This is a genomic window from Salsipaludibacter albus (assembly GCF_019798055.1).
Classification (GTDB): Bacteria; Actinomycetota; Nitriliruptoria; order Nitriliruptorales; family Nitriliruptoraceae; genus Salsipaludibacter; species Salsipaludibacter albus.
In genome coordinates, this window is sequence record NZ_JAHOPH010000017.1 from 68,694 (window position 1) to 82,046 (window position 13,353).

Here is a 13,353-nt window from a genome sequence, read left to right on the forward strand (position 1 = left end):
CAGGGCTTGACAGAGAGAGGGCTCGTTCTCGCAGGTTCCTGAGATTGTGACCACTGCCTGCGTGGCGCGTCTCAAGGCGGTGAGGCTCCATGGATACGCCTCTTCAGGAGCTGCAGCAGAAAGGGTTCGGCGGCAGTTCTCGAGCGGTCGCTCGTTGCTTGGCTCGAAGTCGAGAGAGTGTTGGAGTGAAACCGCCAGCCTGATGGTCGAGGTTGAGCGGAAGCGCCATCTGCCCGATGACTTGCGCCTCCACCGTCCAGGGTTCATCCACGCCGACCACGGCTACGCGCGCGTGGTCGGCGAGCCACTCGTTGAGCCGTTCCTCACCGCAGTGAAAGGTCAGCCTTTCGCTGGACCCGACACGGCGCAACTGCAGACCCAGCCGGTGTGCCAGAACTGAGCCCAGTGACAGTCGGAGTGTGGAACCAGCGGCGTTCGAGGTCAGGTGCTGGGACAACCGAGTCGGCAAGCCGGAGCCAGATCCTTGTCGTGCTGGCGAGATCCCGACGTAGAGCAGCCGCCAGTTCCGGTCGCGGACGGTTCCGGCGACTGGCACGTCGTTGTTCAGGTCGTCGAACCACCACGCATAGATGCCCCGGTCGGGGAGCTCTTGACGTTCCGCCAAAACGTGAGCCCTGCTTGACGTATGCGAGAATTCGCTCAGTGACCTGACGATGGCATCGACTCCTGGCGGTGAGCCGCCAAGTTGGCGTGGCCGGCGGTCACTCCGGACGCCGGCGTCGGGAGCAGGGCCTGCCTCGAGAGTGACGGTGCCATCGTCCGCAACGGAGAACACCGCGATCCGAAGGGCGTCGAGCACGTGTGGCGGAACCCGCAAGGCTGCGCTCACGGATCCAGCTGGGACGACAATCGCGTAGTGGGTGGCCTCCTCGACTCGCATGCGTCGCAGGAGCTGGCCGTACCCCGTGTCGACGTCAAGCCCTACTGCCGACGTGGTCCCCTTCGCTTCGGCGATCAAGCAGCAATCGTCACGGGTAGCAATGACGTCGACCCAGTCCACATCAAGCTCAACGTGCCATCCGGCTCGTTCGAGCCATCGGCGGAACTGGTCAACGACATCCTTCTCCGAAAGTCCCACGCCGGCTCCTCACTAGACCTGGGGTCGAGGCTAGGCCCGCTGACCAGGAGCCCCCCGGTGGGTTCGCGCCGTGGTAGGGAGCGCGTCATGGGTCACGACGTCTCGTTCTCGCCGTGTCGGAGGCCCCAGACGCCAGATCGCGGATGAGATCAGGCAGCTCCCCGGAACGTGCACGTCCGCCATCGTTGGCCGGCAGCAACGGGCACTGCGGCGTTCACTGGCGTCCTCGAAGGTGGCGAGCGCGGGCGGATCTTGCAGGCCGACGACGGGCATCCGGGCAGGGCCCGCGGTGCCGTCAAGTTGCTCACCTCCGCCGTGCAGCTGCTGCAACTCGCCGGATGTAACGTTAGGACGTGTGAGTCAGACAGGGAGATCGAGATGGGGCTTCTAGACGCGTTCAGGTCTGGACGAAAGCTAAACCGCTGGGTGGACGAATGTGCCGAGTTGGAGACGCGTCTCCTCAGGAGATCATGAAGCTCAGTTGCCGTCGTCCGCGCGAGTGATCAGATCGGCTGTGCATGCGATGGGTCGGTCCCTAGGCTCGGCGCAGCAGGACCAGACGTACAACCCGACCGACGCGCTGTCGGTGGACTGCTTCCCCGTCCATCGTGCAAAGGGCGCTACGCCGTGACGGTCGGCGATTGCGCGCTGACCCCGTGGAGTGCACAGCCCGCGCCATCGATGACATCGACCTGGGAGGTGTGATGGCCGAGGACGCGCTGGAGCCGGCGAACGACGATGTGCTGCTCGTAGTTCTCGACGGTGAGTTTGGCCTGTACATGGCCTGGGGGAACGAGATCGCCGCGAAGGCTCCCGCGTGGGGTGGCGCGCCGCTACCTGAACGGCTGTGGCACTCCGACGCGGGCTTCGTCCAGCAGCTGCTCGCGCAAGGCATCGCCGACCCGCGAGACGGAGCTGTGTTCCGACTCGACTACGAGTCGCAGGAGCTGCTTGCCAGAGGGGGCAGGTTGGCGGTCGATAAGGACGGCAGGATCCTCCCGCAGATATACGAGGACGGCCATCGAGGTGTCCGACGCAAGGCCCGCCTCGTCGACGTCGATGAGTTCGACGATGGCGGCGGGTCCTTGGAGGCAGCAGTCATCACTTCGGCCGTCCAGGACGTGATCGATCGCTACGAAGAGGAGCTGGCTCGCTACGAGCAGCAGTTGGCCGCGCAATCCGAGGTGTTGCACAAGATCCTCCTATTCCAGTACGGGGCGTGGAGCGCTCAGCTCGACGCCCACCTGTCGGTGCTCGGCGAACTCCTTGCCTTGGTCCGCGACGGGCAGCACCTGGATCTCTTGGAGGGCAATCTGGCTGTGCAGGCCGAGCGGGAGGCGAATGCTGCGGTAGCCTTGGCGATCTCTCAGCTCAGTCGCCTGTGGGAGTTGGCGTCGCAGGGACCGCTGACAAACCGACGCCTGCGAGCTCTGGCGAACGAGTTGGAGGCCCCGGAGACCGAGTTCTGGTTGCAGCATCTGACACGGGGAAAGATCCTCGCATCCTTGGCTCTTGCGCTACAGCTGCACGGACGCGACGACATCGGAGCCGTCAGAGCCGGAGTCCTCCGGCAGCGAATGCACGACCTCGGAACTGACTGGGCCGAACGCCTCGAGGTTCTCACGGCGACGGTGACAGCTGACGTCCACCGCGACGACCGCCGTGTTCGAGGTGCCTTTCAACGGGGGCGAGCACGCCAGCTCGAATCACGCTTGGAAGAGCTGTCGGACTTGTACGGCCTCATCTCGCAGCCCGCCCATGACTTGCACTCGCTGATACCGGGGTTGCCGCAGGTGAGACCGGAGTGACGCGAGGACTTCTGTGAGCCCATCTCGTACGTCCGGAACAGACTAATCGATGACCAAATGCCTCAGGCCCGCATGCGCCCCGAAAGGCGAGTGGATGCATTCGGATACACCGGTCGGCCCCTCCTCAAGATATTCGCCCTAACCATCGACTGGTGGGCTTCTGTGCCAAGCAGTGACCGCGCTCGGCTCGAGTCAATCATCTGAGCGTCCATCGGGTCTACTTCTGCCGACACCCCTCCGATGCAGATCAAGAGGCCTCCGGCGGAGACTCCCGTTTCAGGGCGGAAGACATCCGAGACATGACCACCCCATCCGAGTTGCTGATGTCGCCTTGGCCACTCGCAGAGAAGCCGGTCGACCCCACCTTGTAGAGAACCGCCTTGCGGTCAGGATCTTCAGCGACGGACCGCATGGCGAGGAGGGACTTCGCGTCCTCGGAAGACGGCCCAAGGGAGCGAGCAAACATGGAACCGAGGGCAATGCTGCCATTCCAAGATCCTCCTTCTGCTCCGTTGACGTGCAGGTTGAACTCCTTGATGCTGGAGATCGGAAGGAAGACCGGAACTTCGCTCGACACTGTAGAGCGGACGGTGTCACCATCAACGGATACGAACAACTTCGCACTCAAATTGTCCCCGTGCGTCAGCTGGATGTGGATCTGATGACTCTCTCCCCAGTCCAGCAGATCCTCGACAACGACTATCGCACGAGCGGCGTCAATTCCCCTCGCCTCCACAGCCAGCTGACGGTTCTTGGTCAAGCCGACTGAGAGGCCCATAGGCAGGCTAGGGTGGATGTATTCGATGAACGATCCTTCGCTCGGAGCGGGCACCCCAACGTCAATGAAGACTTCCCAGGCGGCGGTTTGGTGCAGCATCTCCACGCCTGCCATCGTCAGGGCCTCGCCGACCTGACCCAGCAGACTCACTATCGCATTGCGAATCTGAAGGGCTGGCACACTGGCCAGCTCGAGCATCCACGCGAAGGTCGTAGGCATGGTCTTGGAATAGTGTGCCCCACCACCCTTGTTCGCCAGCAATCGAACGATGAAGGCGAGGTCGAACTCCTCCCCATCGACGGATACGACTGGATGTGCGCCGAGATCTCCGAGTGCGAGCGGCACTTGGGCCGTGAGCACCCTTGTGCGAGTGATCGGTGGGCCCAAGACATGGAACTTCGGAGATGGCAGGTCTGGGCCGGAGTAGGAGGGCATGACGAAGATCTGGTGAGATAGACCCAGTTCCTCCAATATTGTGAGGAGGAGGGGAGAGGCGTCCTTCCTTCGCTCGAGCAGAAGCGCCCGGATCTGGCCGCTGAGAGCGATCGCCTGATAGGTCTTTCCGGCATTGATCGCGGCCGAGGCGTCACGCACAACTAAGAGCCCCTGGAGCAGCTCCGAGATGCGTGCGGCAAGAGGCTTGACCACTGCTCGCGGTTTCGGTGCCATCTTCGGTCTTCCCCATGGCTGCGATCCCGTCACTGTACGAGGCTTCAGGCCCGGCACGAAACTGACTAGATCCGCGGGATACCGATAGTGCTTTCAGGGTGCACAACCCTGGCCACATGCTTGAGAGCGGCCCGGTCAGCCAACCACCGTGAACGCTGTGGCCCTTCTGGCACACCTGTCAGTACGTCGCGGATCTCTTGGCCCCGTCGTTCCTGGGGAGCCGCCAATCCCGCGATGGCTTCGGATGCGTGTCGCAGCCGGCGCATAACTTGCTTCTTAATCAACCTCGGAGGTCCGGATGCCGCCCGTCGAATCACGCACCATCGACAGCGACGCCGTGCTGTCGGGCATGTGCAACTACCCGATTATCGTGGAGCGCCAAGCTGCGGTCAAGATTGCAGGGACCCTCAACGGCAGCGCACGGGTGTACGGCAACGTGCACGTGTCGGGCGTACACAACGGCTCCCTCCACGTTGCGGGCGCGGCGACGGCCACCATCGACGGCCGCCACAACGGCTCAGTTCATGTAGAGACCGGTGGAGTCGTCATCGTCGAACCCCGCGGCCGTATCGCGGGGTCGCTCCATAACGCTGGTCGCGTGGTAGTGCGCGGCGAGATCGGCGGCAGCCAGAGTGGAGCTGCCGTCGAGCTCGACGGCGGCCGTGTCGTCCCACCGACGCGGATTGGAGCCGACGAGACCCACTACTACGAGTGGCGCGACTAGCCCCGATTTTGCAGTAGGCGATGGTCGGAGTTGCATGGAAAGTGCCCTCCGGAGTGTTGGATGCGTTCTGTCTAGGAAACGCTGCCAACGCCGGAGGGCACCTTGCGGGTGAACACTGCCGGACCGATCACCAAGGTTGTTGTCAGTGGTGACGGCAGGGGCGTCACGGGGCAGGCCGGCACGTGGATGCTTGCTCGGCTTGCCGATCGGGTGGGTTGTCGCGGGCCATGGCGGGCACGACGATCCGGGCCTCGGCGTACGACCGCGGGACGGTGCTCACGCAGTTGGCGATGATGATCGGTGCGGGTGGCCGGTATGTGGGACCTGGCGACGTTGCGGCTCAAACAAGCCCTTCGGGACATGTACCGGCTCGACGACCGTCCGACGCGCCCGCGCAGCTCCCAGCGGCAATCTAGCTTTTTCCAGTTTGGCGGCCCAACGTCTTGCGACAATGGATCCAGCAGCGTATCGAGGGGCCATACGTGCCTCGCTAAAGGATAGCGCTCGACCATTGGAACGCCGATCCCTGGCCCTTGCCGCCGTTCCGTGTAATGAGGAGCGGCAGTTGATACGCCAGTCACTCTCGCAGTTTCCTGAGAACCATTGCACACTTCAAATGGTTGAGGAAGTCCATTTCAAACCTTTCAATGTTATGGCAGATTTCTCGGGCAATTGAACCTCGATCACAGGTTGTAACGCAACTGGCCTGCGCGGCTCTCTGTGCTTGTGGTTGGGCGGCTCCGCATTCTCCGGGTCTTCCGGGCGCCTGACCTTAAGCGATCCTGCAGGCTCCAGGCGGTCCCCGCCGGACGGAGCGGGAACCGGGACCGCGGGTATCGATTCACGAGGCGAGGGGCCTCCGGGACCGCGGGAGCAGTCCTCGCGTCCGGACAGCGACGGACGGAGTTCTCTTAGCCGGCTTTCAACCTCCGATGACGTCGGCATACGGATGCGCGAAACTGGTCCGTCCGTCGGCCGTGAAGCACCGAGGTTCCTCCGCTCCATCGACTTCGACCCGGCGACACTCCCATCCTCGGTCACCGATGCACGATTCCCACAGGGCGGCCTCGACCCACTCGTCGCCTCCGGCAAGTTCTTCCGCCTGGTCTTGGCACTCTCCGTTGATGCGCGACAGCTCCGACAGGTCACCACATGCTCCGAGCCCAAGCATGACTATGGACAGCAGAGCGAGAGTCCGATGTGTCCTCATGTGAAGTTCCGTTGCTGGTAGCGCCCCCTGGCTCAACCACACGGTAGTCCGGAGCTCCGGAGCTCTCGTTGGCATCCGCCTACCGAAGGGATCCCGCAGATCTCACAGCCCTGCGCGAGGCTACGTGTTAGGGGCTCGGTGTCCGAATGGGACGGTGGAACTGAGGCGTTCGGTGGCGCTGCCAACGTCGATAGTGCGTGTCGCACAGTCCGAGAGACCTGACCGGACGCTCGCACCCGTTGTCGGGGCAAGTGCCGTACTTCGTGGCGCTGTGGCGTCGGTTCTCGATGGGTTCGTCGAACCGCGGGTTGCCGGTCTTTACCCATCTGGAGTAGTGGGCCTTGCACAGCCCGCGGGTGGCGGGTTCCCGGCCGCAGCCGTGGTCGGCACACGAGCCCGGATGGTGTTGTCGCTGTGTTCGGTTGGCGGGGCGGATCGGCCGGCCGAAACCGGGGTCGTCATCGCGCAGCCACCGGCCGTAGTGGGGTGAGCAGAGGCCGCGGGCCTTGACTGGGCGTTGGCAGCCGTTGTCGTGGCAGGTGCCGTACTCGGTCAGGTCGAACTCCCCAGGCACGTTGGGGTCGCCGATCGGGGTGGCGAAGTCCGGCTCGCCGTGCTCGTACCAGCGCCGATAGTGGGCGTGGCACATGGCGCGTGCCTTGACGTCGCGGTCGCAGCCGTGGTCGGCACACGTCCCGTACCGCGTGACGGGAGCGGGGTGACGTGCCTGGCCGACGGGCCGGTCGAAGTCCGGGTCGCCGTGTTCTAGCCAGCGGTTGTAGTGCAGCGAGCACAGTCCTCGAGCGTCCGGGTCGCGGTCGCAGCCGTTGTCGACACAGGTGCCGTAGTCGGTGATTGGCGCGCGGCGTTGGTGGTTGAGGGGTCGGTCCCAGTCGGGGTCGCCGTGGTTGAGCCAGCGCATGTAGTGCATGGAGCACATCCCGCGTGCATACAGCTCGCGGTGGCAGCCGTGGTCGTCGCAACCCTCCGGTGGGCTGCGACGGTTCGGGTCCAGGCCAGGCATGGCGAGGTCAGCTGCCGCGGGTCAGGCCGCCTGCCCGTAGTGTCGCGGCGGGTACACCGATTTCGCGCCAGGCGGCATACGAGATCCCCTTGCGGTCGGAGTAGGCGGCGACGACATCGACAAAGTCGCCCTCGAGGTCCTCGATCGAGTCCTGCTCGGTGAGGGCTTCGAGTTGCTGTTGGTCGTCCATGCGCTGCTGGATCAGCTCGAGACGAGTCGCCGGGTTGTCTTCGGCTTCGATTGCGGCGGAGGCTTCGTCGATGCGTGCCTGGATCTTGTCGGGGTCGGGCTTGGGGCCCCGCTTGCGGCTGGTCTCCAGTGCTGCGAGGTAGTTCTTGACGGCGCGGGCCTGGCGGCGGCCTTCGGCCATGGCGCGCTTGTGCTCGTCGGTGAGCGTGGGCATTGTGGACTCCACAGAAACAGTTTCGGGGGACGCCGACACAATAACCCGCCGAACACGCCTTGCCGCATTGCCGTCATGGTCCTGTGGACATACAGACGCGGTGTTGTCAGCGTCGGGGCTGGTAAGTCGAGGTTTGGTCGGCCGCGATTGTCCGTGCCGGCGTCGGTGCTTCGAGCCGGGTTCGCGCTTGAGCGGACGGACCTGAGTCCGCGGTGGAGGTGTGGCGGGTGCGGCTATACCAGCGACCGAAGCCGGCAATGGCCACCTCGATCGTGCCGCGCTGCGGCGAGGCGACGATGCCGTGGTCGATCAGCTTGGCCCGCAGCGGTGACACGGCCTTGACCGACTCATACCCGGCGCGCTCGGCCGCATTGCCAGCGGAGATCGCGCCGCCGAACTCGTTGGCGACCGCCGCGACATAGGCGCGGTCGTAGTCGGTCAGCGACGACCAGATCCTCGTGTAGTACTGCCCAAGGCGCGCCTCGGCAGTCCGTTCCACCCGGGCGAGATCCACGGGGCCGTCGGTGTGTGCGGCCTGCCACAGTGCTTCGCCCCAGGCCTGCACCGCGACCGGGATCCCGCCGGAGCGGTTTACGGCCACCGACACCGCTTCCGGGTCGAGCTCGACCCCATTGCCGTCGGCGGCCGCGACGAGTGCCTGACGGGTCTCGGCGGGCTGCAGCACACCGAGCGGGTGGGAGACCAGCCCGGACGGCACGCCCGCCATGCCGGCGTGGCGATGCACGCCGGAGACGACGAGCCCGATGGTGGCGTCGGGGTCGGTGCCGGTGAGGTCGTGCGCGGCGGCCAGCTCGGCGACCTCGTCGGTGACGGCGTTGCAGTCGTCGATCATCACCATCAGGGGACGACCCGCTGCTGAAGCCGCACGGGCCGTGGCCTGGTAGGCGCTCGCGAGGCCCGGTCCGGTCGGTTCGGGTTGTGAGTCGGTGCCGGCCAGCAACTGGTCGCGGGCGTTGGCTAACTCACCCAGCGCGGCGTCGAGGTCAGTACCGGTCAGCCGCACGACCAGTCCGCCGCGGGCCGTGACCTGGGTATCGAGATGGTCCAGCAGGGCGGTCTTGCCCATCCCGGCCGACCCATGGAACCCGACCGCCGCCGACCGGCCGTCCACGAGTCCGGCAAGCAGGTCGGCGGCTGCGAGCAGTTGGGTGGTGCGGCCGGCCAGGACGGGTGGGGTGGCGCCGTCGGCGGCGCGAAACGGTGACGGGGGAGGGGCGGTCCCGAGCCGGGCGGTGAATGGGTCGTCGGGTGCTGACGGAAATGGCAGCACCGACACGTTGACCTCCCCCGACAAGCATGGACTCTACACCCAACGCTAGACGAACCCGACGTCGTCGGGCCAGTCGACGCGACGTCGTTCAGTGCAGGTCAGTGGGTGGCGGGGATGTGGGCGGCGTTGTCCGGCAGCGTCGGATGCAGATCTGTCACCTGCCACCCGGCAGCCGTGCGGACGAGCTCGAACACGAACGTGCGCACCGCCGACGTGGCACCGGCGCCCTCCTTGTCGGTGGCGGTCCAGGTCGTGGAGACGTAGGCGACATCAGCGGTGGCGGCCACCAGTTCGACGTCGTCGACGGTGGTCTGCCGTGCTGCGCCCGGTGGAGGCGCGGCGGTGAACGAGGTTTGTGCCAGCCAGCTGTCGGCCGCGATGACCTCCGGGGGTCGGGTGCGGGTCCCGTCGGGGCGGTAGGTGTCGACCCATGCCGCCGCGGTGCGGGCAGCTCGCAGCACTGCCTCGCGATCGTCGAGGATGAAGGTCGCTGACCTGGACGGCGACGGTGTAGGAGACGGGCCGCCAGGCGCTGAGGTCGATGTGGGCGGGGTCGAGGACGTGTCGACGAGATGGGCGCCGGTAGGCGGCGCCTCGGCCGCGGGTTCGGGCTCGTCATCGGTCGACGAGGTCGCGGCCGCGGGAGCTGGCGGCGGGTTGTCGTGGGGTTGTTCGGCCAGGATGGCGAGCCCGATGGTGGCGCCGATCGCGACGGTGGCGGCGAGCGTGATGGTGGTGGTGCGGAGGCTGATGGTGGTGGTCATCGGGCGACCGAGACGTGGAGGTGGTCGTAGTGGCCGCCGGTGGGGGTGGACTCGTCGTAGGCAGCGCCGGGTCGGTAGGGCCGCCATCCCTGGTCGTCGCGGTTGGCGTTCCAGATCCGTCCGTCCCACACCACGTAGGTCACCTCGAGCACGGCGTGATAGGTCCGAAACCACTCCGCCCACATCCACCCTGCCGCCCGTTCCGCTTCGGTCGGAAACGCGCCGATGGTGCCGACGGTGAAGTCACACGCCCGCCCGGACGGGTGGTCCGAGGTCGGGTTGGTGGGACGCTGGCCCCAGCACCCGATCCCTGCCGGCCATGATCCCCCCGCTGCGGCCAACGTCTGCCGGTACAGGTTGTCGGCCACCCCGGTGACACACCCGCCGGTGCCGGTCGGGTCCACCAACCCACAGCCCGAGGACATCCCGGTGTAGGGGACCGGCGGCGCCGGCAGGCCGTCCACGACCACGGGTGGGGCGGCGCCGCCGACTGCGGTGTAGCGGACGGTCAGGTCGTTGACCCGCTCCACGTAGGCCGCGACCGTGCGCACACATACCGCCTGGCAACCCGTCGCCACGACGTCGCCAGCCGTGGGGATGCCGGTGGTCGAGTTGGTGACCCGCGAGCAGCCGGCGACGTGACACACCGCGACGGCGTCCAACAGGCTGACCGGCTTGTCCGGCGCCGTGGCGAGGTGGGCCCGCATCGCCGCGGCGTTGTCACAGAACAGCTGCACCGCACGGGCCAGATGGGTCGTGGGGTCGAACACCGGATGCGCGACCGGAGGGCGGCTCCCGGTGGGCCAGGTTCCGCCGGCGCCGCCGACGGCGACCCAGGTGGCGGGCATGAACTGCACCAGCCCTGACGCGCCCGAGGTTGCGTTGACCGCACGCGGATCCCAGCCCGACTCCACGGTGATGTGGGCCGCGATCCGCGCCACCGGTACCTCGCCACACCCGGCCTCGGCCGCATCCAGCAAGGTGTCGACGATGCCGTCGGCTGCCGCCGGAAGCGCGCCGACGTTCAGCCCTGCTGCCTGGCCGGACATGTCGTCATCGGCCACCAACACGGCCGCAAGCAGGGCGAATCCCAGCAGGGCGACGATGGTTGCCGATGCAAGTTTGGCCACCTGGTGACTTTCTGGTCGGGTCGTGCTTATCCTCAGGGCGCCGATCCGCCGCGTCTCCCCCCAACGCGTGGCGCTAGAGTCTAACATTAACTCTAGTCACAGCGGGCGGCAGGTTTGATGTCGACACACCACCCACCGGTCCACCTCTCCACCAACGGCCACCACCACGCACGCCTCGCCGGGTCGACGAGGCCCAGCGTGGTCGGTGCGACCGGCGGTGCCGGCACCTCCACGCTGGCCCGCCACCTCGACTACGTCGACCACGCCACCACCCCACCCGCCGACACCGGCCAACCCATGGTCGTCGCTGCGTCGTCCACGGCCGACGCCACCCGGGCGCTGCTCGAGCTGCTCGAACACCTGCTGCCGCGTGACGGTCGGGTTGTGGTCGCGATCGTCAACGACGGGCTCGGTGGGTGGCCTCCTGCGGTGCGGGCCCGTGCCCGCAACCTCGACGGCCACGTCGACGCGGTCGTTGACGTGCCCTACGTCCCCATCTGGCGCTACTCCGGCGCCGCCAACGAACCCCCCACCAACGACTACCGCGACGCGATCCGTCGGATCTCCCACCTGGCTGCACCCCCCAACTACACAGGAGCTGCCTCATGAACACCCTGAACGCCACCGTCACCGACCTGCTGATGATCGCCCAGCAGTTCGACCCCGACGTCGAAGCCCCACCTGGCCTGCAGGGCACCGCCGACACCTTCCTCGGCTGGATGATGTGGGTCGGGCTCGGCGCGGGCATCGCCGGCCTCATCGTGATCGGCATCATGATGGCCGCCGGCCGCCGCAACCGGTCCTCCATGGCCGCCGACGGCGCCGCCGGCATCCCCTGGGTCCTCGGCGGGCTCACCCTGATCTCGTTTTCGGTCGGACTCGCCGGCGCCGTGCTGGCCTGACCCATGACCGACCAACGCAGGATCCCACTCTGGGCCGTCGCCCTGGCCGCCGCCGTCGTCCTCACCGGCGTCATCGGCCTCATCCTGCTGCTCGGAAACGACGACCAACCAGACGCCCAACCCACCGAGCCCACGGCCAGCCAGACGCCCGACGCGACAGAGCCGACCGCGCCAGACGAGACCACGACGCCGACCGTGTCCGGTGAGGAATGGACCAGTGTCGACGTCGCCGGAATCACCTTGCCCGTGTCGGAGCAGGCCGGTCCGCACGACCTGTCCGACGGCCGTGCCCAGGACTTCGAACAGACCGAGCTTGGTGCAGTGATGGCGGCGGTCCACTTGGTCCCACGGCTGAGCGGGTTCGCCACGCCTGCCGTCTTTGAACCGACCATCGAGGAGCAGGTCGTTGCCGGCGAGAACGCACAGCGCCTACTCACGGCCGCCCAAACTGAGTACGCCGCTGCGGTCGACGCTCAAGGACGCGACGATCCGCGCGCCGCAGGAACTGTGCGTGGGTACCGAGTGCTCTCGTACTCCGACGCGGCCGCAACGGTCGAGCTGTGGACAGAGGCTCAGGGCCCTGACGGCACCGTCCGGATCGCCAGCGAGGTGGACCTCATCTGGGATGGCCAATGGAAGGTCCAGGCGCCTCCCGACGGCGACTGGGCAACGGTCGCCGGAGAGCTCCCCGACACGACAAGCTTCACCGAATTCCCGGAAGGCGTGCGCTGATGCCCACCTGCAACCCGGTCACAAATCCATTGGGCTGCGCAGCTGAGACCTTCCTGCGAGGCGCTCTCGGGCAGTTCGTGGAGATGCTGAAGGTTGCTGCCGAGTGGATGGTCGCGTTGGCGTTCGGGTGGTGGATCGAGGTCGATTCGGTTCTCCCGTCGGTGGCGAACACGCCGGTGCGTGGCGAGCTGGCGTGGCTTGCGTTCGCCGTGGTCGTGGCCGGCCTCGTCGCGGCGGGCATCCGGATCATCGTGGCGCGGCGGGCGGATCCGGCGGTTGACGCGGTCAAGGGCATGGTGATCGTCGCACTGGTGTCGGCCACCGGCCTGTCGCTGGTGCGGATGCTGGTCCGGGCCGGCGATGAGTGGGCGGCGCAGCTGTTGGCGGCCGGGGTTGACGGGGTGGGTGATGAGGTCATTGCGGCGTTGTCGCTGACGTCGGTGACCAACCCGGGTGTGGTGTTCATCATGGCGATCGTGATCTTCGTGCTGTCGCTTGCCCAGGCCGTCCTGATGCTGTTTCGCGAGGGCGCGATCCTGATCCTGACGGGGATGCTCCCGCTGGCCGCGGCCGGACAGCTGACCGGGATCGGCCGGCAGTGGTTTCCCAAGGTGACCGGGTGGCTGTTGGCGTTGGTGTTCTACAAGCCCGCCGCCGCACTCGTCTACTTCACCGTCTTCCAAGGCCTCGACACCGCCGACACCGGCAACAGCGCGACGGTGATCTGCCACGCGAACGGCAACGCCAGGATCGGCAGCAACAGCGCGGCCAGCACCGCGACGGTCTCGCCCTGGGACAGACCCCACAGGCCCCAGCCCC

General features: G+C 66.7%; 12 protein-coding genes and 1 pseudogene. 6 read left to right on the forward strand and 7 right to left on the reverse strand.

The annotated features are described in order from the left end of the window. Positions 1–103: 103 nt before the first annotated feature. Positions 104–1,099: a GIY-YIG nuclease family protein gene (locus KR546_RS11775; RefSeq protein ID WP_238444907.1), complete on the reverse strand. Its 996-nt coding sequence runs from the start codon at positions 1,097–1,099 to the stop codon at positions 104–106. Between the two features lie 704 nt (positions 1,100–1,803). Here KR546_RS11775 and KR546_RS11780 point away from each other — a divergent pair. Next, the gene (locus tag KR546_RS11780; protein WP_238444908.1) at positions 1,804–2,907 is read left to right on the forward strand and encodes a hypothetical protein; all 1,104 of its coding nucleotides are present in this window, start codon (positions 1,804–1,806) and stop codon (positions 2,905–2,907) included. 247 nt (positions 2,908–3,154) lie between these two features. Here the strand turns inward: KR546_RS11780 and KR546_RS11785 are convergent, their stop codons facing one another. Beyond that, a complete protein-coding gene (locus KR546_RS11785; RefSeq protein ID WP_238444909.1) occupies positions 3,155–4,354 on the reverse strand; it encodes a hypothetical protein in 1,200 nt (399 codons plus the stop codon). A gap of 298 nt (positions 4,355–4,652) precedes the next feature. On the opposite strand from KR546_RS11785, the gene KR546_RS11790 reads away from it, so the two are divergent. After that, positions 4,653–5,078, forward strand: a complete 426-nt coding sequence (locus tag KR546_RS11790; protein WP_238444910.1) for a polymer-forming cytoskeletal protein — start codon at positions 4,653–4,655, stop codon at positions 5,076–5,078. Between the two features lie 1,337 nt (positions 5,079–6,415). Here the strand turns inward: KR546_RS11790 and KR546_RS11795 are convergent. The 5 genes from KR546_RS11795 to KR546_RS11815 form a co-directional block, all read right to left on the reverse strand. Then, positions 6,416–7,219 carry a hypothetical protein gene (locus tag KR546_RS11795; protein ID WP_238444911.1) on the reverse strand — a complete coding sequence of 268 codons (804 nt, stop codon included), beginning with the start codon at positions 7,217–7,219 and terminating at the stop codon, positions 6,416–6,418. A 100-nt stretch (positions 7,220–7,319) separates the two neighbouring features. Further along, the gene (locus tag KR546_RS11800; RefSeq protein ID WP_238444912.1) at positions 7,320–7,715 is read right to left on the reverse strand and encodes a hypothetical protein; all 396 of its coding nucleotides are present in this window, start codon (positions 7,713–7,715) and stop codon (positions 7,320–7,322) included. A gap of 106 nt (positions 7,716–7,821) precedes the next feature. Beyond that, the gene (locus KR546_RS11805; RefSeq protein ID WP_238444913.1) at positions 7,822–9,012 is read right to left on the reverse strand and encodes an ATP-binding protein; all 1,191 of its coding nucleotides are present in this window, start codon (positions 9,010–9,012) and stop codon (positions 7,822–7,824) included. Between the two features lie 92 nt (positions 9,013–9,104). After that, complete coding sequence (locus tag KR546_RS11810; RefSeq protein WP_238444914.1) at positions 9,105–9,770, reverse strand: hypothetical protein; 666 nt, start codon at positions 9,768–9,770, stop codon at positions 9,105–9,107. Then, on the reverse strand, positions 9,767–10,900 hold the full coding sequence (locus KR546_RS11815; RefSeq protein ID WP_238444915.1) for a VldE C-terminal domain-containing protein: 1,134 nt from the start codon (positions 10,898–10,900) through the stop codon (positions 9,767–9,769). The genes KR546_RS11810 and KR546_RS11815 overlap by 4 nt, the downstream gene beginning before the upstream one ends. A gap of 198 nt (positions 10,901–11,098) precedes the next feature. On the opposite strand from KR546_RS11815, the gene KR546_RS11820 reads away from it, so the two are divergent. The 4 genes and pseudogenes from KR546_RS11820 to KR546_RS11835 all read left to right on the forward strand — a co-directional run. Further along, positions 11,099–11,509: a hypothetical protein gene (locus KR546_RS11820; protein WP_238444916.1), complete on the forward strand. Its 411-nt coding sequence runs from the start codon at positions 11,099–11,101 to the stop codon at positions 11,507–11,509. Then, complete coding sequence (locus KR546_RS11825; RefSeq protein WP_238444917.1) at positions 11,506–11,802, forward strand: hypothetical protein; 297 nt, start codon at positions 11,506–11,508, stop codon at positions 11,800–11,802. The genes KR546_RS11820 and KR546_RS11825 overlap by 4 nt, the downstream gene beginning before the upstream one ends. Before the next feature lie 3 nt (positions 11,803–11,805). Continuing rightward, entirely contained in the window at positions 11,806–12,534 is a 729-nt protein-coding gene (locus KR546_RS11830; protein WP_238444918.1) for a DUF8175 domain-containg protein, read from the forward strand. Beyond that, positions 12,534–13,353 (forward strand): annotated as a pseudogene (locus KR546_RS11835) (hypothetical protein); the annotation flags it as partial. The gene KR546_RS11830 and the pseudogene KR546_RS11835, both read left to right, overlap by 1 nt.

Coding starts and splice junctions, on each gene's coding strand:
- KR546_RS11780 (WP_238444908.1), top strand. CDS start 1,804: ATGGCCGAGGACGCGCTGGAGCCGGCGAACGACGATGTGCTGCTCGTA.
- KR546_RS11795 (WP_238444911.1), bottom strand. CDS start 7,219: ATGCACTACATGCGCTGGCTCAACCACGGCGACCCCGACTGGGACCGA.
- KR546_RS11790 (WP_238444910.1), top strand. CDS start 4,653: ATGCCGCCCGTCGAATCACGCACCATCGACAGCGACGCCGTGCTGTCG.
- KR546_RS11800 (WP_238444912.1), bottom strand. CDS start 7,715: ATGCCCACGCTCACCGACGAGCACAAGCGCGCCATGGCCGAAGGCCGC.
- KR546_RS11825 (WP_238444917.1), top strand. CDS start 11,506: ATGAACACCCTGAACGCCACCGTCACCGACCTGCTGATGATCGCCCAG.
- KR546_RS11785 (WP_238444909.1), bottom strand. CDS start 4,354: ATGGCACCGAAACCGCGAGCAGTGGTCAAGCCTCTTGCCGCACGCATC.
- KR546_RS11830 (WP_238444918.1), top strand. CDS start 11,806: ATGACCGACCAACGCAGGATCCCACTCTGGGCCGTCGCCCTGGCCGCC.
- KR546_RS11810 (WP_238444914.1), bottom strand. CDS start 9,770: ATGACCACCACCATCAGCCTCCGCACCACCACCATCACGCTCGCCGCC.